The 20971-nt window shown below is 66.8% G+C and carries 26 protein-coding genes, 1 tRNA gene and 1 pseudogene; 24 read left to right on the top strand and 4 right to left on the bottom strand.

What is annotated here, in order from left to right; all coding sequences use genetic code 11:
• The 14 genes and pseudogenes from Q0599_RS22185 to tatC all read left to right on the top strand — a co-directional run.
• Nucleotides 1–184, top strand: a pseudogene (locus Q0599_RS22185) (acetylglutamate kinase); the annotation flags it as partial.
• A gap of 1 nt (nt 185) precedes the next feature.
• On the top strand, nt 186–845 hold the full coding sequence (locus Q0599_RS22180) for a diphthine--ammonia ligase (RefSeq protein ID WP_298834611.1): 660 nt from the start codon (nt 186–188) through the stop codon (nt 843–845).
• A complete protein-coding gene (locus Q0599_RS22175; protein ID WP_298834608.1) occupies nt 845–1570 on the top strand; it encodes a pyrimidine 5'-nucleotidase in 726 nt (241 codons plus the stop codon). The genes Q0599_RS22180 and Q0599_RS22175 overlap by 1 nt, the downstream gene beginning before the upstream one ends.
• A complete protein-coding gene (gene slmA / locus Q0599_RS22170) occupies nt 1567–2244 on the top strand; it encodes a nucleoid occlusion factor SlmA (RefSeq protein ID WP_298834605.1) in 678 nt (225 codons plus the stop codon). Before Q0599_RS22175 ends, slmA begins: the two co-directional genes overlap by 4 nt.
• Nucleotides 2245–2263: 19 nt before the next feature.
• A complete protein-coding gene (pdeM, locus tag Q0599_RS22165) occupies nt 2264–2914 on the top strand; it encodes a ligase-associated DNA damage response endonuclease PdeM (RefSeq protein ID WP_298834602.1) in 651 nt (216 codons plus the stop codon).
• 12 nt (nt 2915–2926) lie between these two features.
• A complete protein-coding gene (locus Q0599_RS22160) occupies nt 2927–3796 on the top strand; it encodes an ATP-binding protein (protein WP_298834599.1) in 870 nt (289 codons plus the stop codon).
• Between the two features lie 10 nt (nt 3797–3806).
• The gene (locus Q0599_RS22155; RefSeq protein WP_298834596.1) at nt 3807–4217 is read left to right on the top strand and encodes an NUDIX domain-containing protein; all 411 of its coding nucleotides are present in this window, start codon (nt 3807–3809) and stop codon (nt 4215–4217) included.
• 12 nt (nt 4218–4229) lie between these two features.
• Nucleotides 4230–4628, top strand: coding sequence for a phosphoribosyl-AMP cyclohydrolase (gene hisI / locus Q0599_RS22150; protein WP_298834617.1), 399 nt, complete (start codon nt 4230–4232; stop codon nt 4626–4628).
• Nucleotides 4629–4630: 2 nt separating this feature from the next.
• The gene (locus Q0599_RS22145) at nt 4631–4981 is read left to right on the top strand and encodes a phosphoribosyl-ATP diphosphatase (protein WP_298834614.1); all 351 of its coding nucleotides are present in this window, start codon (nt 4631–4633) and stop codon (nt 4979–4981) included.
• Nucleotides 4978–5343 (top strand): hypothetical protein, encoded by a 366-nt coding sequence (locus Q0599_RS22140; RefSeq protein ID WP_298834593.1) that lies wholly within the window; start codon nt 4978–4980, stop codon nt 5341–5343. The genes Q0599_RS22145 and Q0599_RS22140 overlap by 4 nt, the downstream gene beginning before the upstream one ends.
• A gap of 11 nt (nt 5344–5354) precedes the next feature.
• Entirely contained in the window at nt 5355–5702 is a 348-nt protein-coding gene (locus Q0599_RS22135; protein ID WP_298834590.1) for a histidine triad nucleotide-binding protein, read from the top strand.
• A 65-nt stretch (nt 5703–5767) separates the two neighbouring features.
• Complete coding sequence (gene tatA, locus Q0599_RS22130; protein WP_298834587.1) at nt 5768–6007, top strand: Sec-independent protein translocase subunit TatA; 240 nt, start codon at nt 5768–5770, stop codon at nt 6005–6007.
• Nucleotides 6008–6044: 37 nt separating this feature from the next.
• Entirely contained in the window at nt 6045–6530 is a 486-nt protein-coding gene (gene tatB / locus Q0599_RS22125; RefSeq protein ID WP_298834584.1) for a Sec-independent protein translocase protein TatB, read from the top strand.
• 4 nt (nt 6531–6534) lie between these two features.
• A complete protein-coding gene (tatC, locus tag Q0599_RS22120; protein WP_298834581.1) occupies nt 6535–7326 on the top strand; it encodes a twin-arginine translocase subunit TatC in 792 nt (263 codons plus the stop codon).
• 3 nt (nt 7327–7329) lie between these two features.
• Here tatC and Q0599_RS22115 read toward each other — a convergent pair whose 3' ends face one another.
• Nucleotides 7330–8508, bottom strand: a complete 1179-nt coding sequence (locus Q0599_RS22115; RefSeq protein WP_298834579.1) for a Do family serine endopeptidase — start codon at nt 8506–8508, stop codon at nt 7330–7332.
• Between the two features lie 25 nt (nt 8509–8533).
• Between Q0599_RS22115 and Q0599_RS22110 the strand changes: the two genes are divergently transcribed.
• Together Q0599_RS22110 and pdxA are read left to right on the top strand one after the other, a co-directional pair.
• The gene (locus Q0599_RS22110) at nt 8534–9283 is read left to right on the top strand and encodes a Nif3-like dinuclear metal center hexameric protein (protein WP_298834576.1); all 750 of its coding nucleotides are present in this window, start codon (nt 8534–8536) and stop codon (nt 9281–9283) included.
• Between the two features lie 4 nt (nt 9284–9287).
• On the top strand, nt 9288–10328 hold the full coding sequence (gene pdxA, locus Q0599_RS22105; RefSeq protein WP_298834573.1) for a 4-hydroxythreonine-4-phosphate dehydrogenase PdxA: 1041 nt from the start codon (nt 9288–9290) through the stop codon (nt 10326–10328).
• Here the strand turns inward: pdxA and Q0599_RS22100 are convergent.
• Nucleotides 10303–12852 carry a DUF1631 family protein gene (locus tag Q0599_RS22100; RefSeq protein WP_298834570.1) on the bottom strand — a complete coding sequence of 850 codons (2550 nt, stop codon included), beginning with the start codon at nt 12850–12852 and terminating at the stop codon, nt 10303–10305. The genes pdxA and Q0599_RS22100 overlap by 26 nt on opposite strands.
• A gap of 146 nt (nt 12853–12998) precedes the next feature.
• Nucleotides 12999–13436 carry a large conductance mechanosensitive channel protein MscL gene (gene mscL / locus Q0599_RS22095; protein ID WP_298834567.1) on the bottom strand — a complete coding sequence of 146 codons (438 nt, stop codon included), beginning with the start codon at nt 13434–13436 and terminating at the stop codon, nt 12999–13001.
• A 255-nt stretch (nt 13437–13691) separates the two neighbouring features.
• On the opposite strand from mscL, the gene petA reads away from it, so the two are divergent.
• The 6 genes from petA (at nt 13692) to Q0599_RS22065 (ending at nt 17864) form a co-directional block, all read left to right on the top strand.
• Complete coding sequence (petA, locus tag Q0599_RS22090; RefSeq protein ID WP_298834564.1) at nt 13692–14291, top strand: ubiquinol-cytochrome c reductase iron-sulfur subunit; 600 nt, start codon at nt 13692–13694, stop codon at nt 14289–14291.
• A 20-nt stretch (nt 14292–14311) separates the two neighbouring features.
• Entirely contained in the window at nt 14312–15715 is a 1404-nt protein-coding gene (locus Q0599_RS22085) for a cytochrome bc complex cytochrome b subunit (protein WP_298834561.1), read from the top strand.
• Between the two features lie 25 nt (nt 15716–15740).
• Nucleotides 15741–16508: a cytochrome c1 gene (locus Q0599_RS22080; RefSeq protein ID WP_298834557.1), complete on the top strand. Its 768-nt coding sequence runs from the start codon at nt 15741–15743 to the stop codon at nt 16506–16508.
• 113 nt (nt 16509–16621) lie between these two features.
• A complete protein-coding gene (locus Q0599_RS22075; protein WP_209385160.1) occupies nt 16622–17233 on the top strand; it encodes a glutathione S-transferase N-terminal domain-containing protein in 612 nt (203 codons plus the stop codon).
• An 11-nt stretch (nt 17234–17244) separates the two neighbouring features.
• The gene (locus tag Q0599_RS22070; protein WP_298834553.1) at nt 17245–17745 is read left to right on the top strand and encodes a ClpXP protease specificity-enhancing factor; all 501 of its coding nucleotides are present in this window, start codon (nt 17245–17247) and stop codon (nt 17743–17745) included.
• 43 nt (nt 17746–17788) lie between these two features.
• A tRNA-Thr gene (locus Q0599_RS22065) sits at nt 17789–17864 on the top strand.
• Nucleotides 17865–17927: 63 nt separating this feature from the next.
• On the opposite strand, the gene Q0599_RS22060 is transcribed toward Q0599_RS22065, so the two are convergent.
• On the bottom strand, nt 17928–18209 hold the full coding sequence (locus tag Q0599_RS22060; RefSeq protein WP_298834550.1) for a DciA family protein: 282 nt from the start codon (nt 18207–18209) through the stop codon (nt 17928–17930).
• A gap of 51 nt (nt 18210–18260) precedes the next feature.
• Here Q0599_RS22060 and Q0599_RS22055 point away from each other — a divergent pair, with 51 nt between their 5' ends.
• Entirely contained in the window at nt 18261–19229 is a 969-nt protein-coding gene (locus Q0599_RS22055) for a M23 family metallopeptidase (protein ID WP_298834547.1), read from the top strand.
• Nucleotides 19230–19397: 168 nt separating this feature from the next.
• Nucleotides 19398–20971: preprotein translocase subunit SecA (secA, locus tag Q0599_RS22050; RefSeq protein ID WP_298834544.1), on the top strand; the 1574-nt coding region annotated here is incomplete at its 3' end.

Below are 20971 nucleotides of genomic sequence, written 5' to 3'. Positions count from 1 at the left end.
GATCGACGAGCTGTTCGCCGACGGCACGATCAGCGGCGGCATGCTGCCGAAGATCGGCAGCGCGCTCGACGCGGCGAAGAACGGCGTCAACACCGTGCACATCATCGACGGGCGCGTGCCGCATGCGATGCTGCTGGAGGTGCTGACCGACCAAGCCTACGGAACGATGATCCGTTCGCACTGAGGTGCGTGCGTTCTTCAGCTGGAGCGGCGGCAAGGACTCGATGCTCGCGCTGCACCGCGCGCTGGCCGCAGGCTGGCGCGTCGAGGCGCTGCTGGCGATGTTCGACGAGGCCGGCGAACGATCCCGCTCGCACGCCATCCCTCCGCACCTGATGCAGGCCCAGGCTGACGCGCTGGGGGTTCCGCTGATCGTCGGTCAGGCAGGCTGGATGAACTACGAGGCGGTATTCATCGAGAACTTGCGTCGCTTCGCCTCCCGAGGCGTGGGGCATTGTCTGTTCGGCGACATCGACCTGCAGGCGCACCGCGACTGGGAAGAAAGAGTCTGCGCGGCCGCCGGCATGCGTGCCGAACTGCCGCTGTGGAAGGAGCCGCGCCGTGCGCTTGTCGACGAGCTGCTCGCGCTGGGCTACCGGGCGCGCGTGGTTTGCGTCGACGCCGCGATCCTCGACCGGGGATTCTGCGGCCGCGAGTTCGATGCGGCCTTCGTCGACGACCTGCCCGAGGGCGTCGACGCCTGCGGCGAGAACGGCGAGTTCCACACCTTCGTGTTCGACGGGCCGCGCTTCGCCCGGCCGGTGGCGCACCATGTGACCGCCGTGCATGAGATCCGCCAGACTGCGCCGGCGCCGGGCCACCACTTCGTCGCGGAGCTGCGCTGATGTTCGGGCGCGAGACGGTCTGGTTCTTCGACCTCGACAACACGCTGCACGACGCCAGCCACGCCGCATTCGGACCCACCAACCGTGCGATGACGGAGTACATCGTCGAGCACCTGCGCATGGGCTTCGACGAGGCCTCGGCGCTGCGCCAGCACTACTGGCATCACTACGGCGCCACGCTGCTCGGCCTGGTGCGTCACCATGGCGTGCGCGCGGCTCACTTCCTCGAGCAGACGCATCGCCTGCCGGAACTGGAGGCCAGGCTGCGCACCAGCGCCCACGATCGCGCAGTGCTGCGCCGCCTGCGCGGCCGCAAGTTCATCCTCACCAATGCGCCGCGTGCCTATGCGCTGCGCGTGCTGAACACGCTCGGGCTCACCGGCCTGTTCGACGGCATCCTCAGCATCGAGGACATGACGATGTTCGGCGAGCACCGGCCCAAGCCGGATGCGCGCATGTTCCGCCATGTGATGGCCAGGCTGAAAGTCCGCCCGCAGCGCTGCGTTCTGGTCGAGGACACGCTGGCCCATCAGAAGGCGGCGCACCGGCTGGGAATGCGTACGGTGTGGATGCGTCGCTACCTGGACGGCAAGTTCAAGGGGACTTTGCGTGATGGAATCAACAGCGGGCGCCGGCAGGCGAAAGTTGGTGTTCACCCTTGCCACATGCCCCCGTATGTGTATGCCAGAATCTTTTCGCTGAAGACCCTGCGCGCCCTGCGATGATCCACACCACCCCTACTGCGTCAGACACTCCCGCCGAGAACGACGCGCCCGAGGTGGTCGCCAGCGACGATTCGTCCTCCAGCGTGCCGGCGCGCAAGCGACCCAAACCGGGCGAGCGTCGCATCCAGATCCTGCAAACACTGGCTGCCATGCTCGAGCAGCCGGGCGCCGAGCGCATCACCACCGCTGCGCTGGCCGCCAAGCTCGATGTCAGCGAGGCGGCGCTGTACCGCCACTTCGCCAGCAAGGCGCAGATGTTCGAGGGCCTGATAGAGTTCATCGAGAGCTCGGTGTTCACGCTCGTCAACCAGATCGGCGAGCGTGAGAGCGACGCAACCCAGCAGGTGCGCAAGGTGCTCACCGTGTTGCTGCATTTCGGCGAGAAGAACCCCGGCATGACGCGCGTGATGGTCGGCGACGCGCTGGTGTTCGAGAACGATCGCCTGCTCACGCGCATGAACCAGTTCTTCGACCGCATCGAATCGCAGCTGCGCCAGAGTCTGCGCACGGCGGCCGAAGCGGCCGGCTCGGCCACGCCGACCGTCGATGCCAACGCGCAGGCCTCGGTGCTCACCGCCTTCGCGGTGGGCCGGCTGCAGCGCTACGCCCGTTCGGGCTTCAAGCGCAGCCCGACCGAGCACCTCGACGCGGCACTCAAACTGCTCGTCGCCTGAGCTTGCCCGCCGCCTGCACATGGTCACGATCGAGGTGGCCGGCCAGGTGCTGGTGTTGTTGCCGCAGAGGGCGGCGCTGCTTCGCGACTCGCGCACGCTGTTGATCGCCGACGCGCACATCGGCAAGGCGACGAGCTTTCGCGCGCTCGGCGTGCCGGTCCCGCGCGGCACGACCAGCGAGACGCTCTCGGTGCTGGGCGACCTGATCCGCGGCCACGGCGCGAAGCGGGTGGTGTTCCTCGGAGACTTCCTGCATTCGGCGCGCGCGCACGCCTGCGCGACGCTCGATGCGCTGGCGCGCTGGCGAAGCGAGCAGGCGTCGATCGAACTCGTGCTCGTGCGCGGCAACCACGACGAGCGCGCTGGCGACCCTCCGGCCGAACTGGGCCTGCAGGTCGTCGACGAACCGATGAGGCAAGGCCGCCTCGCGCTGTGCCATCACCCCGCGCCCGTCGACGGCGCCCATGTGGTCGCCGGTCACCTGCACCCTTGCGTGTCGATCCAGGGCCGCGCGCGCGAGCGGCTGCGCCTGCCGTGCTTCCATGTCGGCGAGCGCGTGACGGTGCTGCCGGCCTTCGGCAGCTTCACCGGCATGCATCCGGTGCGTCGCACCCCTGGCGACCGTGTCTTCGCCGTGGCGGGCGAGGCGGTGCGCGAATTGCCCACGTAAACTCTCGGGCCCATGGCCGACCTCGAATCCGTTCTCGCCCGCGCCGAGTCGCTGTTGCAGCGTCTCGAAGCCGTGCTGCCGCATCCGCCGGCGGCGCCCGACTGGGCGGCGTCCATCGCCTTTCGCTACCGTCGGCGCGGCGCCTCCGGCGTGCTCGAACCGGTTCGCCACGTGGCGACGATCCGCCTCGACGCGCTGGTCGAGGTCGAGCCGCAGAAGGAGCGCCTGGTGCGCAACACGGCGCAGTTCGTCGCCGGGCACGGTGCCAACAACGTCTTGCTCACCGGGGCGCGCGGAACCGGCAAGAGCTCGTTGATCAAGGCGGTGCTCAACGAGTTCGCACCGCAGGGCCTGCGCCTGATCGAGGTCGACAAGGCCGACCTCGTCGATCTGCCGGACATCGTCGATCTGGTCGCTGCGCGGCCGGAGCGCTTCGTCGTCTTCTGCGACGACCTCAGCTTCGACGAAGGCGAGGCCGGCTACAAGGCGCTCAAATCCATCCTCGACGGCTCGGTGGCGCAGGCCTCGGACAACGTGGTCATCTACGCGACGAGCAACCGCCGCCACCTGCTGCCCGAGTACATGAAGGAGAACCTCAGCTACCAGCACACCGAGGACGGCGAGGTGCATCCCGGCGAGGTGGTGGAAGAGAAGATCTCCTTGTCCGAGCGCTTCGGCCTGTGGATCAGCTTCTACCCGTTCAGCCAGGACGAGTACCTTGCGATCGTCGCGCAGTGGCTGCGTGGTGCCGGGGTGCCGGACGCCGCGATTGCCGCAGCGCGGCAGGAGAGCCTGGTGTGGGCGCTGGAGCGCGGCTCGCGCTCGGGCCGCGTGGCGTTCCAGTTCGCCAAGGATTACGCCGGGCGGCACCACGGTGAATGAGCGCACGCCGGTGGACGTTGCCGTCGGTGTGTTGATCGACGCCGAAGACCGCTTCCTGCTGACCTCTCGGCCCGAAGGCAAGGTCTACGCCGGTTACTGGGAGTTTCCCGGCGGCAAGCTGGAGGCCGGCGAGACGGTGGAACAGGCGCTTCGTCGCGAGCTGCACGAGGAGATCGGCATCACCATCGGTGTGGCCCACCCGTGGAAAGTCGAGCTGATGGACTATCCGCATGCCCGCGTGCGTCTGCACTTCTGCAAGGTGTTCGACTGGACGGGCGAGTTCGAGATGCGCGAGCGCCAGGCGATGGCCTGGCAGACACTGCCGGTGGACGTGACGCCGGTGCTGCCCGGCACGCTTCCCGTGCTGCGCTGGTTTGCGCAGGAGCGAGGCTTCGCCGGCCCGACGCACCGTGGCGCCTGAGCGCTGGCTACACTGCCGGGCATGGACTGGCTCGACGAGGTGAAGTGGGATGCGCAGGGCCTCGTGCCCGTGATCGCGCAGGAGGTCGGCACGAACGACGTGCTGATGTTCGCGTTCATGAACCGCGAAGCGTTGAGCCTGACCGCCGAACGCGGCGAGGCGGTCTACTGGAGCCGCTCGCGCGCGAGGCTGTGGCACAAGGGCGAGGAGTCCGGTCACATCCAGAAGGTGCACGAACTGCGCCTGGACTGCGACAACGACGTGGTGCTGCTCAAGGTCACTCAGCTCGGCCATGAGCCCGGCATTGCGTGCCACACCGGGCGCCACTCCTGCTTCTACCAGCGACTCGATGGCGGACGTTGGACCGCGGTCGAGCCGGTATTGAAGGATCCGGAGCGCATCTACAAATGAGCATGACGAGCGACGACACGCTGGCCCGTCTCGCGGCCGTGATCGAGGCCCGCAAGGGCGGCGATCCCGACAAGAGTTACGTGGCGCGGCTGTTCGCCAAGGGGCCCGACGCGATTCTGAAGAAGATCGGCGAGGAAGCCACCGAGACGGTGATGGCCTGCAAGGACGGCGTGCGCGAGAAGATCGTCTACGAGGTCGCCGACCTGTGGTTCCATTCCATGCTGGCACTGAGCCTGCATGGCCTCGCGCCGGCCGACGTGTTGGCCGAACTGCGGCGTCGCGAAGGCCTGTCGGGACTCGAGGAGTTCGCCGCCCGCAAGGCAAAATCCCGCGACGAGGAGGACAAGCCATGAACGACGTGATCGACGCAACGCCGCCCCCCGCGCCCGACGCCGCCAAGCTCGAGAGCCTCAAGCAGCTCACGATGGTGATCTACATCCTGCAGGCGGCCAGCCTGTTCGTGGGGATCACCGGAATCGTCGCCATCGTCATGAACTACGTGAAGCGCGACGACACCCGCGGCACGATCTACGAGAGCCACTTCACCTGGCAGATTCGTACGTTCTGGTGGGGACTGCTGTGGGCGGCGCTCGGTTTCGTCACCCTGTTCATCCTGGTCGGGTTCGTCATCCTGTTCGCGAATGTCGTGTGGTGCATCTATCGCATCGTGAAGGGCTTCCTGAACTGGAACGACGGCAAGCCGATGATGGTCTGAAGGACGCAACGATGAGTGCCGATCCCAACTGCATCTTCTGCAAGATCGTGGCCGGGCAGATCCCGAGCCGCAAGGTCCACGAAGACGACGAGTTGCTCGTCTTCCACGACATCGCGCCCTGGGCGCCGGTGCATGTGCTGATCATTCCCAAACAGCACATCGCGACGATGTACGACACCCACGATGGCCACGCAGGGATGCTGGGCCGCATGGCGTCGCTGGCACCGAAACTGATGCGCGACCTGGGGGTGACGAACGGATTTCGCATCGTGGTGAACACCGGGCGTGACGGCATGCAGGAGGTCCAGCATGTCCACATGCACGTCATGGGCGGACCGCGCCCTTGGGCGAAAGGTTGATCGCCGGCCTGAACCCCGTCGCTCCCCTAGAATCAAAAGCTTGTCGCTGACGACTGGAGAAAGTCATGGGTTCATTCAGCATCTGGCATTGGCTGATCGTGCTGGTCATCGTGCTGCTGGTGTTCGGCACGAAGAAGCTCAGGAACATGGGGTCCGATCTGGGCGGCGCCGTGAAGGGCTTCAAGGACGGCATGAAGGATGGCGCCTCCGGCGCGGCCGACGCGTCCGCGCCGGCCCAACAGGTGAGCGCCAGCAAGGCCGCCGACGCCAACACGGTGGACGTGGAAGCGAAGACCAAGTCGTGACCGAGCGCTGCGCCCGAGGTGGCGCGAGCTGTCCCGCATGATCGACTTCGGCTTCGACAAGATTGCCCTGATCGGCGCGGTGGCGCTGATCGTCATCGGCCCCGAGCGGTTGCCGAGGGTGGCGCGCACCGTCGGGCATCTGCTCGGCAAGGCGCAGCGCTACGTGGCCGATGTCAAGGCCGAGGTCAACCGATCCATCGAACTCGAAGAGCTCAAGAAGATGAAGAGCTCTTTCGAGGACGCGGCACGCGACGTCGAACAGACGGTGAACAGCGAGATCCGGCAGACCACCTCCGAACTCGACAAGTCATGGTCCGAGGGTCTGTCGACGTCACCGTCCGACGGCGGGCAGCACGAAGGGCTGACCACGCCGGCACCCGAATACCGGCATCCGAAGAAGAACTGGCGCCTCAAGCGCGGCGCGATGCCGCAGTGGTACAAGCAGCGCCATGGCATTCGCGGCAAGGCGCAGTCTGGCGCCGCGCGTGTCGCCCGTTTCAGGCCGCCGCGGCCGCAGGCCTGACGCCATGAGCGACGCCGACGACAAGCCCGACGAACTGGCGGGCACCGAGCAGCCCTTTGTCTCGCACCTGATCGAGCTACGCGACCGGCTGATTCGTGCGTCGATTGCCGTGGTGGTGTGCTTCGGCATCCTCGCGGTCTGGCCCGGTCCGAGCGGCCTCTACGATCTGCTTGCCGCGCCCTTGACGGCCCACCTCCCCAAGGGCGCGACGCTGATCGCGACCAACGTCATCTCGCCCGTGCTCGTGCCGCTGAAGATCACGCTGATGGGCGCGTTCCTCATCGCGCTGCCCTACGTGCTCTACCAGGCCTGGGCCTTCGTCGCGCCCGGGCTGTACTCCCACGAGAAGAAGCTGGTGCTGCCGCTGGTGGTCTCCAGCACGTTGCTGTTCTTCATCGGCGTGGCTTTCTGCTACTTCCTCGTCATTCCGGCGATGTCGCAGTTCATCCAGAGCTGGGCACCCAAGAGCATCACCGCGGCGCCGGACATCGAGCAGTACTTCGGCTTCGTGCTCACGCTCTTCGTGGTCTTCGGCCTCGCCTTCGAGGTGCCGATCGTGGTGATCGTGCTGGCGCGCGTCGGCATCGTCTCGATCGAGCAGCTGCGCTCGTACCGCGGCTACTTCATCGTCACCGCATTCATCATCGCTGCCGTGGTCACGCCTCCCGACGTGATCTCGCAGCTCGCACTCGCGATCCCGATGTGCATCCTGTACGAATTGGGCATCATCGCGGCGCAACTCTTCGTCAAGCACACCCAGGCGCCGGCGGAAGAGGGCAGCGGCACGCCCTCCTGAAGGTCACTGGGGCGGGCGGGTTCGGGCTTTCGGTCGCTGGCCGACCGTGACGTTCAGGTCCACGGCCCTGTCGCCGCGCTGCACCGCGATCACCGTCGTCTCGCGCGGCTTGAGGGCCGCCACCGCGTTGAGCAACTGCGCCGTGGTCGTCACCGGCTTGTCGGCCACTTTGACGACGACGTCGCCCGGGCGCATGCCGCCGCTGCTGGCCGGCCCGCCCTGCAGCACGCCGGTGATCAGCACACCTTGGCGCACGGCCAGGTTGAGCGTCTGTGCGATCTCCGGCGTGAGGTCGCGTGGCTCGACGCCGATCCATCCCCTCGTCACCTGGCCGTCGCGGATCAGACCTTCCATCACCTGGCGAGCGGTGTTCACCGGGATCGCGAAGCCGATGCCCATGTTGCCGCCGCTGCGCGAGTAGATGGCGGTGTTGATACCGACCAGATTGCCGTTCACGTCGACCAGCGCGCCGCCGGAGTTGCCCGGATTGATGGCGGCGTCGGTCTGGATGAAGTTCTCGAAGGTGTTGATGCCGAGCTGGTCGCGGCCCAGCGCGCTGACGATGCCCGAGGTCACGGTCTGGCCCACGCCGAAGGGGTTGCCGATCGCCAGCACGACATCGCCAACCTGCAGGTTCTCGGTATTGCCCAGGCGGATGGCAGGCACACGGTCGAGCTGCACCTTCAGCACGGCCACATCGGTCTCGGGGTCCGTGCCGACCAGCCTGGCCGTCGCCGTGCGGCCATCGGTCAGCTGTACCTCGATGTCGTCGGCGCCCTCGATGACATGGTTGTTGGTCAGCAGATAGCCGTCGGGCGTGACGATCACGCCCGAGCCGAGTCCGACCTGAGGCTGCTGCAGCTGCAGTCCGTCGCCGAAGAAGAATCGGAACCAGGGATCGTTGCTCTGCGCCGAACGCTGTGGCGCCTTGCGGGCGGTGATGCTCACCACCGCCGGGGTGGCGCGCCGGGCCGCCGGGGCGTAGCTGCTCGCCGTTGCGCCGGAAGCCAGCGCCACTGGCTGGGCCGGGACCGGCTCGGGTGACGGCAGCAACACGGTCGCCGGTTCGGGCGTCGCTGCGCCCCAGCGCGGCAGCCACTCCGGCTTGAGCGTTGTCACGACGAACAGCACGGCCACGGCCACCGTGACCGCTTGCGAGAAAATGAGCCAGGTTCTGCGCATCAAAAACACCTGAAAGCCCGACAAGATGGCCCGTCGCAACGAGATCGAGTCCCACCTACAGGCGCTGCTGGACGTCGGCCGCTTCCGGGATTATGGGCCGAACGGTCTGCAGGTTGAGGGCAAACCCGAGGTTCTCAAGATCGTGTCGGGCGTGACCGCGAGCCTGGCGCTGATCGAGGCCGCCATCGAAGCGCAGGCAGACGCCATCCTGGTGCACCACGGTCTTTTCTGGAAAGGCCAGGACGGACGCGTGACCGGCTGGCTGAAGTCTCGGCTGGAGAAGCTGCTCGAGCACCAGGTCAATCTGTTCGCCTACCACCTGCCGCTGGATGCCCACCCGGAACTGGGCAACAACGCGCAGTTCGGCGCCCGGCTCAAGCTGGTTGCCGACGCTCGCTTTGGTGACCAGGACCTCGGCTTCATCGGCGCGCCGGAGAAGCCGCTGACGGTGGCGGCACTGGCCGCGCTCCTGCAGTACCGGCTCGGCCGGCCGGCCACCGTGGTCGAGGGCGACGGACGGCCGCTGCGACGCGTCGCCTGGTGCACCGGCGGGGCGCAAGGCTACTTCGAGGCGGCCATCGCCGCCGGGGCGGATGCATTCGTCACGGGCGAGATCTCCGAGCCGCAGGCGCACTATGCCCGCGAGACCGGCGTTGCCTTCCTCGCCTGCGGCCACCACGCGAGCGAGCGCTACGGCGCGCCGGCGGTGGCAGAGCAAGTGGCGCACCACTTCGGCCTGGAGCACCAGTTCATCGATGTCGACAACCCGGCCTGATCCGATGCACGCGCCGTTGGCCCTGACCATGGGGGATGCCTGCGGCATCGGCCCGGAAATCATCGCGAAGCTTTTTCGCACTGGCGCCGCGGAGGGCTGCGTGGTGCTCGGTGACTTGGCGGTGATGCGCCGCGCCGCGGCCACCACTGGCGGATTGCTCGCCGTGGCTGAACTGGAGTGTGTCGCCGATGTGCCGCAGGTGCCGCCGATGTGCATGCCGGTGATGCCCGTGCCTGGACTGCCGAACGACCTGCACGCCGCGCCGCTGGGCCGCGTCGATGCCCGCGCGGGCGCGGCAGCGGCGCGCTGCATCGAACACGCCGTGTCGCTGGTGCGTGCCGGCGAGGTGTCGGGCATCGTCACCGCGCCGATTCACAAGGAGGCGCTCGCCGCCGCCGGCATCGGCCACCCCGGCCACACCGAGATGCTGCAGGCGCTGGCCCGCCCGGGCGGCACGCCGCCCGAGGTGCGCATGATGCTGGCGAACGATGAATTGCGCACCGTGCTGGTGACGATCCATGTGTCGCTGCGACGCGCCATCGAGGCGATCACGCATGACGCGGTGCTCGACACCATTCGCATCGCCCACGCGGCGGCGGCGCGCTGGGGCCAGCCGCGCCCGCGCATTGCCGTGGCAGGCCTGAACCCGCACGCGGGCGAAGGCGGGTTGTTCGGCGACGAAGAGATCCGCGTCATCGCGCCGGCTGTCGAGGCGGCGCGCTCCGAAGGCATCGACGCCAGCGGCCCCTACCCGCCGGACACGGTGTTCATGCGCGCACGCCACGCACCGCCGGCCCACCCGGGCGAGTTCGACATCGTCGTGGCGATGACGCACGACCATGGGCTGATCCCGGTGAAATACCTCGGCGTGGAGCAAGGCGTGAACGTGACCCTGGGATTGCCCTTCGTGCGCACCAGCCCGGACCACGGCACGGCCTTCGACATTGCCGGCAGCGGCCGGGCCGACCCGTCGAGCCTGGCCGCCGCGGTGCGCTTGGCGCACCGACTCGTCGCCGGCCCTAGTGCTTCGTCGGCGAGGCCTTGAGCGCGGCGAGCTGCTTGCGCGCACGGGCGGTGGCGCGCTCCATCAGATAGGCACTCTCGAAGGCGCGCATGCGGCCGGTCTCGCACATGCGAGCCAGCATCCGGGCCGTCATCGAGATGGTTTCCTGGTGCTTCTTGCCGCGCGAGAAGACGAAGAAGCTGCGCCCCGGGCTGACGTAGGTCAGCCTTACCTTCTGCCACTCGTCCTTCAGGTGCATCTGGTAGGCGAACCCGAGCTTGATGTGGTCCATCAGCTGCGGTCCGCGTGAGGGCTCGGGGGGTTCGGTCTGCGAGAGACCGAGGTTGATGTCCAGGCCCAGGTCGATCGGCGCAGAGTCCTCCGACTCGCGCTGGTCGTCCGGCACGGTGTCGCCTGCGTCGCCGGTGTCGAGTTCGATGTCGACCGTGCCCGACCAGTCGACGGCGCTCTCCTCCACCAGGCCGACCTGCTTCGCCTCTTCGGGGGTGAAGCGCTTCTCGATGACCTCGTTGTCGATCTCCGGCACGACGTCGGAAACCGACAGCGACTCGACACCGGGGATGGTGGTGTTGAACACTCCCTCGATCTGCTTGGCCAGCAGGTTGTGGTCCAGCTCGGACAGCGGCGGCGCCTTCAGCGATTCGGCATGCGCCGGCAACAATTGCGCGAAGAAGGCCTTCTGGGCCGCGTCGGGCCAGCCGATCAGCGCCATGCCCTCGTTGAGGTCCTTCATCAGCTGTGGCAGCTGCATGAGGAACTTCTTGCGCATCACCGGCGAGCCCTTCGGCTGCACGCTCATCACCAGGTCGCGGCCGGCGCGCTTGAAGCGCGCGTAGCGCTCCGACGCGACGCCGTCGCGGCGCACGGCCAGCACCAGTGCCTGGCTCCAGACCTGCGAAATGAAGTCGCGCAGGTAAGGGGGCAACGACATCGCCTTCAGCGCGGTGGCCAACTGCAGCATGTAGCGCTGCTGGATGCGCAGCTCCGACTCCTTGTTCTCCAGCGTGGCCGCAGCCGGAGTCTGCTGCACGATGCCCTGCGTCTGCTGGCCGATGAACTGCTCGAGCTCCTCCAGCTTCGCGGTGTAGAGCTCGATCTGGTCGAAGTCGCCCTCGACGATCTCCTGCACCAACTGGCGCACGCGATCGAGCAATTGCTTGCCTGGCCCCTCCGCAAAATCGTCGAAGGCGCAGGCCAGCGAGGCGATGCGGTTGACGAAGCGCCGCACCGGGTGGCGGCGCGACGAGAAGAAGGTCGAATCGTGCATCGCCACGCGCAGCACGGGCAGCTGCAGACGGGCGATCTGGCGCGCCATCTGCGGCGGCACGCGCGGGTCGGAGAGGATCTGGTCGAACAGGCTGCCGACCACGTCGATCACCATGTGGTCGAGCTTGCCGCTCGACGCCTGCATCAACTCTTCGCGGTGGGCGCGGATCAGGTTGACCGCCATCAGGCCGGTGAGCCCGTCGGCATAACGGCTCGCCGCGCCGGCACCGCGCGGCACGCGACTGTCCGGCGCGAAGCCGGGCCGACCCGTGCTGGCGAAGCCACTGATCGATGCGCCGCTGGGCAAGGGGTCGAGCGCACCCGGCCGGCTGGCCAGTACCGTGAGGCGGCGCAGCAGCGTCATCAGATGGACGTCGGCCTGGGCCTGGACGGAGGCGACGCGCGCACCAAGTTCCGCGCGCGTCAGCGAGGCCGGCCCGCTGCGCGTGCTGGCGACGCCGCCGGGGGACGGAGGCAGTCCTGCGAGGCCGGGCCCGCGCTTGTAGCTGGCCGCGGAGTCGTGCAGCCCGAAATCGCTGCCGGCATCGGTACCGAGGCCGCTGGTCGAGCGGTACTCGCCGTGCTGCAGGGTCGCGTAGCCGGAGTTGACGCCGGGCAGGTGAAAGCCCGGGCCATCGCCGGAGCGCACGTTCATGCCGGCGGCCTTCAAGCCGCGGGCCTGCAGGTCCTGCAGGATCTCCGCATAGCACGGCTTCATCGCCTTGGCCAACGCCATGCCGATCTCGCGGGCGAGCAGCTTGCGCGGCTCGACCTCGGACGTTGCCGCCTCGATGGCCCGGTAGGCGGCCAGGCCGATGCTGGCGGGGCGCAACGGATTGCGGTCCTCGTCGCGGCGGATGGTGTTGAGCAGCGAGGCGAGGTGCGTCGCCACCTCGGACTGCTCCCATTCGCACTCCTGCATGATCTGGGCGGCGATGCGGTCGGCATAGAGCTTCTGCTCGACTTCTTCATCGCCGACCAGGCTGAGCGATTGCCAGTCGGTGGCCTCGAGCCGGCGCCGGCCGTCGGCGCGCGGCGCAAGGTCCTTGGCGATGCACGCGCGCAACTGGTCGCGGAAGGTCAGGTGGAAGGCCGACATGTTGCGGCGCAGGTCGAACTGGGCGGCAAGCAGGGCATCGCGCTCCGAGGTGCGCGTGGCCGAGATCGACAGCGTGCCGAGCAGATCCGAGACGCGGTCGGCCACCGCGGCCGCCGTCTTGTTGATCAGGCTGACGGCCGCTTCGATGGCGGCTTTCTGGCGAGGGTCGGTCAAATTCATCGAGGTGGCGCGGGACGCAACGACCTTCCCTGCGGACGACACTCACTCCGCCGGGGGGGCGTCTGTGAAGTATGAGCCCAAAACCGGCCTCTCACTGTGCGGTCTGTCACACCGGCCGCGTTGAGCGGCCGGGAGTCCGCCGCGCTCTACTTCTTCAGCGCATCGCGGATCTCGCGCAGCAGCACGACATCCTCGGGCGGCGCGGCCGGCGGGGCCGGTGGGGCCGGCGGGGCCTCCTTCTTCACCCGATTGATCTGTTTGACCATGATGAAGATGATGAATGCGAGGATGACGAAGTTGATCGCCACGGTGATGAAGTTACCGTACGCGAACAGCGGCACGCCGGCCTTGGAGAGTGCCTCGTAGGTGGCGGGGCCCTTGAAGTCCGCGGGCGGTGCGGAGAGCATGACGAAGTAGTTCGAGAAGTCCAGACCGCCAAGCATTCGGCCCACGACCGGCATGACGAGGTCCTTGACGATCGAGTCGACGATCTTGCCGAACGCCGCACCGATGATGACGCCGACCGCGAGGTCGACGACATTGCCTTTCATCGCGAATTCCTTGAACTCGGTGGCGAATCCCATGGGAGAACTCCTCTCTGTCGTTGTCGTAGGGTAGCCGTCACTCCTGTGCGGCGCCGTGCAGTATTCCTGCCCCCCCGGCGAAGTCAAGGCGATGCCGGTGATGCGCGTGTCCGCTTGATTGGGGTTGTGGCAAGCGTGCAGCGACCGCGGAGGTTGACCACGGCAAGGCCCGTCAGCGCGGCGACAGGCCGCACTTGACGGGTCCGCTAGAATCTCAGGTTGACCCCGATTACGAAGTCTCGCCAGAGGAATCCCATGAGTGACAGTCCCGTCGACAGCGGCAAACGCACTTGGCTCATCGCCTCCGGATGCGCAGGCGCCGTGGGTGTCGGCTTCACCGCCGTGCCCTTCGTCAGCAGCTTCCAGCCTTCCGAGCGCGCCCGCGCGGCCGGCGCGGCGGTCGAGGTGGACATCGGCGGTCTCAAGCCGGGCGAGAAGATCACCGTCGAGTGGCGCGGCAAGCCGGTGTGGATCGTCAAGCGCACGCCGGAGCAACTCGCAACCCTGCCCAAGCTCGACGGCCAGCTTGCCGATCCGCAGTCGACGCGCAAACCGGACGAACTGACGCCGGAGTACGCGCGCAACGAGCACCGCTCGATCAAGCCGGAAATCCTCGTCGCGGTGGGCATCTGCTCGCACCTGGGCTGCTCGCCGTCCGACAAGTTCCAGCCTGGCGCGCAGCCCTCGCTGCCCGATGACTGGGCCGGCGGCTTCCTCTGCCCCTGCCACGGTTCGACCTTCGACATGGCCGGCCGCGTCTACAAGAACAAGCCTGCACCGGACAACCTCGAGGTGCCGCCGCACATGTACCTGTCCGACACCCGTCTGCTGATCGGTGAAGACAAGAAGGCCTAACCAGGACAGGACGCACGATCATGGCTGAATTCAAGGAAGTCCCCGCCAACGCACCGGTCGCCCAGAAGGTGACGACCTGGTTCGAGAACCGCTTCCCGACGGCGTTCGAGGCCTACAGGGTCCATATGTCGGAGTACTACGCGCCGAAGAACTTCAACTTCTGGTACTTCTTCGGCTCGCTGGCGATGCTGGTGCTGGTGATTCAGATCGTGACCGGCATCTTCCTCGTGATGCACTACAAGCCGGATGCGGCGCTGGCCTTCGCGTCGGTCGAGTACATCATGCGCGACGTGCCGGGCGGCTGGATCATCCGCTACATGCACTCGACGGGGGCGAGCGCGTTCTTCGTCGTCGTCTATCTGCACATGTGGCGAGGCATGATCTACGGCAGCTACCGCAAGCCGCGCGAGCTGGTGTGGATCTTCGGCTGCGCGATCTTCCTGTGCCTGATGGCCGAGGCCTTCATGGGCTACCTGCTGCCCTGGGGCCAGATGAGCTACTGGGGCGCCCAGGTGATCGTCAACCTGTTCGCCGCCATCCCCTTCATCGGTCCGGACCTGGCGCTGCTGATCCGCGGTGATTACGTGGTGAGCGACGCGACGCTGAACCGCTTCTTCAGCTTCCACGTCATCGCCGTGCCGCTGGTGCTGCTGGGCTTGGTGGTGGCGCACCTGCTGGCGCTGCACGACGTCGGATCGAACAACCCGGACGGCGTCGAGATCAAGGCCAAGAAGGACGCGTCGGGCAAGCCGCTGGACGGCATCCCCTTCCATCCCTACTACACCATCCACGACATCTTCGGCGTGGCGGTGTTCCTGATCGTCTTCAGCGCGATCATCTTCTTCGCGCCCGAACTGGGCGGCTACTTCCTCGAATACAACAACTTCATTCCCGCCGACCCGCTGAAGACGCCGGCACACATCGCCCCGGTGTGGTACTTCACGCCGTACTACTCGATGCTGCGTGCCATCACCAGCGAGATGATGTACGCGCTGATCGCCTGCGTGCTGGCCGGTGCGGTGCTCGGTGTGCTGAAGGCGAAGGTCGCCGCCCTGTTCAAGGGCGCGATCGTGATCGTCGCGCTGGTGCTCGTCGCGCTGATGCTCGCCATCGACGCCAAGTTCTGGGGCGTGGTGGTGATGGGTGGCGCGGTCATCATCCTGTTCTTCCTGCCCTGGCTGGACTTCAGCCCGGTGAAGTCGATCCGCTACCGCCCGGGCTGGCACAAGTACGTCTACGGCCTGTTCGTCATCAACTTCCTGATCCTCGGCTACCTCGGCGTGCAGCCGCCGTCGCCGATCGGCGAGCGGGTGTCGCAGGTGGGCACGCTGTTCTACTTCGGCTTCTTCCTGCTGATGCCATGGTGGAGCCGGCTCGGCGAATTCAAGCCGGTGCCCGATCGCGTGACCTTCGCTGCCCACTGAGGCGCCTGCCGGGAACGACCACATCATGAAGAAGATCCTCATCTCCCTGCTCATGACGCTCGGCCTGACCGTCGGAGCCCACGCGGCCGGCGGCGGCATCGCTTGGGACAAGTTTCCTCAGGAGAAGGCCACAGACCTCGCTGCGCTGCAGAACGGTGCCAAGCTGTTCGCCAACTACTGCTTGAACTGCCATGCCGCCTCGTACATGCGCTACAACCGCCTGCGCGACATCGGCCTGACTGAAGAGCAGATCAAGAGCAACCTGATGTTCGCCACCGACAAGGTCGGCGAGACCATGCAGGTCGCGCTCTCCGCGAAGCAGGGCAAGGAGTGGTTCGGCGCTGTGCCGCCCGACCTGACAGTGATTGCCCGCTCCAGAGCTGGCGGCGGTGGCACAGGGGCCGACTATCTGTACACCTACCTGCGCACCTACTTCCGCGACGACACCAAGGCCACGGGCTGGGACAACCTCGCCTTCCCCGGTGTCGGCATGCCGCACGTGCTGTGGGAGTTGCAGGGGCAGCGCGCCGCGAAGTACGTCGAGGAGAAGGATCCGCATGATGCGGCGAAGACGATTCACCGCTTCGACGGCTTCGAGCAGCTCACGCCGGGGAAATTGAGCCCGCGCGAGTACGATGCCGCGGTCGCCGATCTCGTTGCCTACCTGCAATGGATGGGCGAGCCGGCCCGCGATCAGCGCGTGCGCCTCGGCGTGTGGGTGCTGATCTTCCTCGGCGTGTTCACTCTCATTGCGTGGCGCCTCAATGCCGCATATTGGAAAGACGTGAAGTGACCGTCTCCGCGTCCGCCGATCCCACCGGGTCGGCGGGCCTGAGCGCAGTGGTGCTGCCTGATCCTGGCACCCACTGCGCTCGTGTTTTTCGACGCCTCTAGGAGCACACCGCCATGATGGTGCTTTATTCCGGAACCACCTGTCCCTATTCGCACCGCTGTCGCTTCGTGCTCTTCGAGAAGGGCATGGACTTCGAGATCCGCGACGTTGACCTGTTCGCGAAACCCGAGGACATCGCGTTGATGAACCCGTACAACGAGGTGCCCATCCTCGTCGAGCGTGACCTCATCCTGTACGAGTCGCACATCATCAACGAGTACATCGACGAGCGCTTTCCGCACCCGCAACTGATGCCGGGCGATCCGGTGGCGCGCGCGCGCGTCCGGCTGTTCCTGTTCAACTTCGAGAAGGAGCTGTTCTCGAACGTGAACATTCTCGAATCGCGCGGCATCAAGCCCACCGACAAGCAGCTCGAGAAGGCGAGGGCACAGATCCGCGACCGCCTGACCATGCTCGCGCCGATCTTTCTGAAGAACAAGTTCATGCTCGGCGACGACTTCTCGATGCTCGACGTCGCCATTGCGCCGCTGCTGTGGCGCCTGGACTACTACGGCATCGACATGTCGAAGAACGCCGTGCCGCTGTTGAAGTATGCCGAGCGCATCTTCTCGCGCCCGGCGTACATCGAAGCGCTGACGCCGTCCGAGAAGGTGATGCGCAAGTAGAGGCGCAGGCCATGACGAATCCGCCCGTCGCTCCGGCACCCGCCGGCACCTCGACGCGACCGTACCTGATCCGGGCGCTTCACGATTGGTGCACGGACAATGGGTTCACGCCCTACATCGCGGTGTTCGTGGACGCCGCCGTGCAGGTGCCGATGGAGTACGTGAAGAACAACGAGATCGTGCTCAACGTCGGCTTCGAGGCCACCAGCGCGCTCAAGCTCGGCAACGACTTCATCGAATTCAAGGCCCGCTTCGGCGGTACCTCGCGCGAGATCGTCGTGCCGGTCGATCACGTGATCGCGATCTATGCGCGCGAGAACGGTCAGGGCATGGCGTTTCCGGTACCGAGCGAGACATCACCGGGGGTGCCCGGCGCGGCGACCGAGGCGGAGGCGCCTCGGGGCAGTCACCTCTCGTTGACGGAGGCATCTCGAGGCGAGGGTGACGACGTGCCGACCGTGCCGCCGGAGCCGCCAACGGGTGGCCGCCCTTCCCTCAAGCGCGTCAAATAGGCCGCACACCGCCGCCTATACTGGCTCCGGATTGCCGATCCGAGCCGGCTTAGCTCAGTTGGTAGAGCACCCGCCTTGTAAGCGGAAGGTCTTCGGTTCGATTCCGAAAGCCGGCACCAGTGACATGCGTCACGGTTCGAAGGGGCCCCGATGCGGGTCTCGGCAACCGGTGAAACCGCGTGTCAGTTCGATTGAACCTTGATCCTGATTGAGCTAACCTGCCAGCCCTGCTCATGAAGCAGGCCCTCCAGGCGTGGCTTGATCTGTCGCAGCTTGGCCGCCACGGCGGCATTGGCGGCGAGCAGCGTCCAGCCCTCCTCGTCCACGGGGCCGGGCGCGACGTGCCGGGCGAGCGCGCCGGGCAAGGCAGTGCGGATGGCTTCGAAGCGGTCAGCCGAGTCCTGGAGTCGGGCGCGGAGTTGAGTCAGCGGTGCGCTTCGCCGCAGGGCCTCGGCCACGGGCATGGAGTCGGGGACGGTCGGGGGCGGTTTGGGGCTCACACGAGGAGTGTAGCGATGCAGATTCTGATCACGCACGGGACGCTGGCCCGCACGCGTGTCTTGCATTTCAACCGCTGGCAGATGGCGGCCATGGTGATCACGTTGGTCGCGGTGCTGACGCTGCTGTCGGGCACGGTCTACCACTTCGTGTTCCTGAAGGCGGCCCGCGAGGGCTGGCCGGTGGTCAGCCAGATCGTGCGCCTGGTGGTGCGCGACGAGTTCGCGCAGCGCGACCGCTTCATGCGCGAGAACCTCGATGCGATGGCGCAGAAGGTCGGCGAGATGCAGGCCAAGCTGGTCAAGCTCGAGGCCATCGGCGACCGCGTCTCGGGCCTCGCCGGCGTGAAGCCGGACGAACTGCGCCCGGGCGCCCGCCCGCGCGCGACGGCGTCGGGCGCGCAGGGCGGCCCCTTCGTGCCCCCGCAGGCGGCTTCGCTCGAGCAGCTGCGCAGCATCGTCGAATCCCTGGACGAGTCGGCCGACGACAGCGCCGACCTGTTCACGCTGATCGAGTCGCGGCTGATGGAGTCGCGACTGCGCGCGCTGATGATCCCGAACACCGCGCCGGTGGTCGGGCCGGTGGGCTCCGGCTTCGGCTTCCGATCCGATCCGTTCACGGGGCGCACGGCCTTGCACATGGGCCTGGACTTCCCCGCCGACGTCGGCACGCCCATCCTGGCCGCGGCGGGTGGCGTGGTGCAACTGAGCGAAACCAACCCCGCCTACGGGCAGATGGTCGAGGTCGACCACGGCAATGGCCTGGTCACGCGCTATGCGCATGCCTCCAAGCTGATGGTTCGCACCGGTGACATCGTCCGGCGCGGCCAGCCGATTGCCAAGGTCGGCAGCACCGGCCGCTCGACGGGCCCGCATCTGCACTTCGAAGTGCTGGTCGACGGCGTGCCGCAGAATCCGGCCAAGTTCCTGGCCGGCGGCGAATCGGCACTTGCCGCGGCGGCGAAAGCCGGGCGCTCGCGCCGCTGAACGCCACCGACGGGCACGCTGGGCCACGGGCACGGATGTAAACTTCGACGTTTCCCAGGCGCCGCCCGCCTTGTTTCGCCAGGCGACGGCCCCACCTCCAGGCTCCCAGCGTTCGACAGCCTGTCCCGCGATCGGCGGGCGTGGCGAACGCGTCAATCCCGACGCCGCATGTTGCCCAAGCTTCTCACCTCCATTTTCGGCAGCCGCAACGAGCGATTGCTGAAGCAGTACCGGCGTGTCGTCGCTCAGATCAATTCGCTGGAGCCAAGCTTCGAGGCGCTGTCCGACGAGGCCCTGAAAGCCAAGACCGACGAATTCCGCCAGCGCCATGCCAAGGGCGAATCGCTCGACGAGCTGCTGCCGGAGGCCTTCGCCACTGTCCGCGAAGGCAGCAAGCGCACGCTGAAGATGCGGCATTTCGACGTGCAGCTGCTCGGTGGCATGACGCTGCACAACGGCAAGATCGCCGAGATGCGCACCGGCGAGGGCAAGACGCTGATGGCGACGCTGCCGGTGTACCTCAATGCCATTGCCGGCAAGGGTGTGCACGTGGTGACGGTGAACGACTACCTCGCCCGACGCGACGCCGAATGGATGGGCCGCCTGTACACCTTCCTCGGGCTGACCGTGGGCGTGAACACGCCACAGATGTCTCGCGAGGAGAAGCAGGAAGCCTTTGCCGCCGATGTCACCTATGGCACCAACAACGAGTTCGGCTTCGACTACCTGCGCGACAACATGGTGCAGGAGACCGTCGACCGCGTCGCGCGCGGTCTGAACTACGCGATCGTCGACGAGGTCGACTCGATCCTCATCGACGAGGCGCGGACGCCGCTGATCATCAGCGGGCAAGCGGAGGACCACACCGAGCTCTACGTGCGCATCAACGCCGTGGTGCCCAAGCTGAAGAAGCAGATCGGCGAGGCCGACCCGCGCACCGGCGAGGGCGTCATCGAGCCTGGAGACTTCACCGTCGACGAGAAGACCCACCAGGTCTTCCTTACCGAGGCTGGCCACGAGAACGCAGAGGCCATCCTCGGCGAAGCCGGACTGCTGGCCGAAGGCGCGAGCCTCTACGACCCGGCCAATATCACGCTGATGCACCACGTGTACGCGGCACTTCGCGCGCAGCACCTGTACCACCGCGACCAGCATTACGTGGTGCAGAACGGCGAGGTGATCATCGTCGACGAGTTCACGGGCCGACTGATGACCGGGCGGCGCTGGAGTGACGGCCTGCACCAGGCCGTCGAGGCCAAGGAGGGCGTGCGGATCCAGAGCGAGAACCAGACGCTCGCCTCGATCACCTTCCAGAATTACTTCCGCATGTACGGCAAGCTGGCCGGCATGACCGGCACGGCGGACACCGAGGCCTACGAATTCCAGGAGATCTACGGCCTCGAGACCGTGGTCATCCCGCCGAACAAGCCGACCATCCGAAAGGACGAGCTCGATCTCGTCTACAAGACCGAGCGCGAGAAGTTCGACGCCGTGGTGAAGGACATCCGCGACTGCCACGAGCGCGGCCAGCCGGTGCTTGTCGGCACCACCTCGATCGAGAATTCCGAGAAGGTCTCGGCGCTGCTCAACAAGGAAGGGCTCGATCACCAGGTGCTCAACGCGAAGCAGCACGAGCGCGAAGCGCAGATCGTTGCGCAGGCCGGCCGCCCGGGCGTCATCACCATCGCCACCAACATGGCCGGCCGCGGCACCGACATCGTGCTCGGCGGCAATGTCGAGAA

It is taken from the genome of uncultured Piscinibacter sp., from assembly GCF_937952055.1.
Lineage (GTDB): Bacteria > Pseudomonadota > Gammaproteobacteria > Burkholderiales > Burkholderiaceae_C > Piscinibacter.
The sequence above is the reverse complement of the archived record's forward strand: the minus strand, read 5'-3'. Positions and strand labels throughout refer to the sequence as shown.

Coding starts and splice junctions, on each gene's coding strand:
- Q0599_RS22075 (WP_209385160.1), top strand. CDS start 16,622: ATGATGGTGCTTTATTCCGGAACCACCTGTCCCTATTCGCACCGCTGT.
- pdxA (WP_298834573.1), top strand. CDS start 9,288: ATGCACGCGCCGTTGGCCCTGACCATGGGGGATGCCTGCGGCATCGGC.
- slmA (WP_298834605.1), top strand. CDS start 1,567: ATGATCCACACCACCCCTACTGCGTCAGACACTCCCGCCGAGAACGAC.
- tatA (WP_298834587.1), top strand. CDS start 5,768: ATGGGTTCATTCAGCATCTGGCATTGGCTGATCGTGCTGGTCATCGTG.
- Q0599_RS22055 (WP_298834547.1), top strand. CDS start 18,261: ATGCAGATTCTGATCACGCACGGGACGCTGGCCCGCACGCGTGTCTTG.
- tatC (WP_298834581.1), top strand. CDS start 6,535: ATGAGCGACGCCGACGACAAGCCCGACGAACTGGCGGGCACCGAGCAG.
- petA (WP_298834564.1), top strand. CDS start 13,692: ATGAGTGACAGTCCCGTCGACAGCGGCAAACGCACTTGGCTCATCGCC.
- Q0599_RS22085 (WP_298834561.1), top strand. CDS start 14,312: ATGGCTGAATTCAAGGAAGTCCCCGCCAACGCACCGGTCGCCCAGAAG.
- Q0599_RS22060 (WP_298834550.1), bottom strand. CDS start 18,209: ATGCCCGTGGCCGAGGCCCTGCGGCGAAGCGCACCGCTGACTCAACTC.
- mscL (WP_298834567.1), bottom strand. CDS start 13,436: ATGGGATTCGCCACCGAGTTCAAGGAATTCGCGATGAAAGGCAATGTC.
- Q0599_RS22160 (WP_298834599.1), top strand. CDS start 2,927: ATGGCCGACCTCGAATCCGTTCTCGCCCGCGCCGAGTCGCTGTTGCAG.
- Q0599_RS22140 (WP_298834593.1), top strand. CDS start 4,978: ATGAACGACGTGATCGACGCAACGCCGCCCCCCGCGCCCGACGCCGCC.
- Q0599_RS22135 (WP_298834590.1), top strand. CDS start 5,355: ATGAGTGCCGATCCCAACTGCATCTTCTGCAAGATCGTGGCCGGGCAG.
- Q0599_RS22080 (WP_298834557.1), top strand. CDS start 15,741: ATGAAGAAGATCCTCATCTCCCTGCTCATGACGCTCGGCCTGACCGTC.
- Q0599_RS22175 (WP_298834608.1), top strand. CDS start 845: ATGTTCGGGCGCGAGACGGTCTGGTTCTTCGACCTCGACAACACGCTG.
- Q0599_RS22145 (WP_298834614.1), top strand. CDS start 4,631: ATGACGAGCGACGACACGCTGGCCCGTCTCGCGGCCGTGATCGAGGCC.
- Q0599_RS22110 (WP_298834576.1), top strand. CDS start 8,534: ATGGCCCGTCGCAACGAGATCGAGTCCCACCTACAGGCGCTGCTGGAC.
- Q0599_RS22070 (WP_298834553.1), top strand. CDS start 17,245: ATGACGAATCCGCCCGTCGCTCCGGCACCCGCCGGCACCTCGACGCGA.
- Q0599_RS22100 (WP_298834570.1), bottom strand. CDS start 12,852: ATGAATTTGACCGACCCTCGCCAGAAAGCCGCCATCGAAGCGGCCGTC.
- Q0599_RS22115 (WP_298834579.1), bottom strand. CDS start 8,508: ATGCGCAGAACCTGGCTCATTTTCTCGCAAGCGGTCACGGTGGCCGTG.
- pdeM (WP_298834602.1), top strand. CDS start 2,264: ATGGTCACGATCGAGGTGGCCGGCCAGGTGCTGGTGTTGTTGCCGCAG.
- tatB (WP_298834584.1), top strand. CDS start 6,045: ATGATCGACTTCGGCTTCGACAAGATTGCCCTGATCGGCGCGGTGGCG.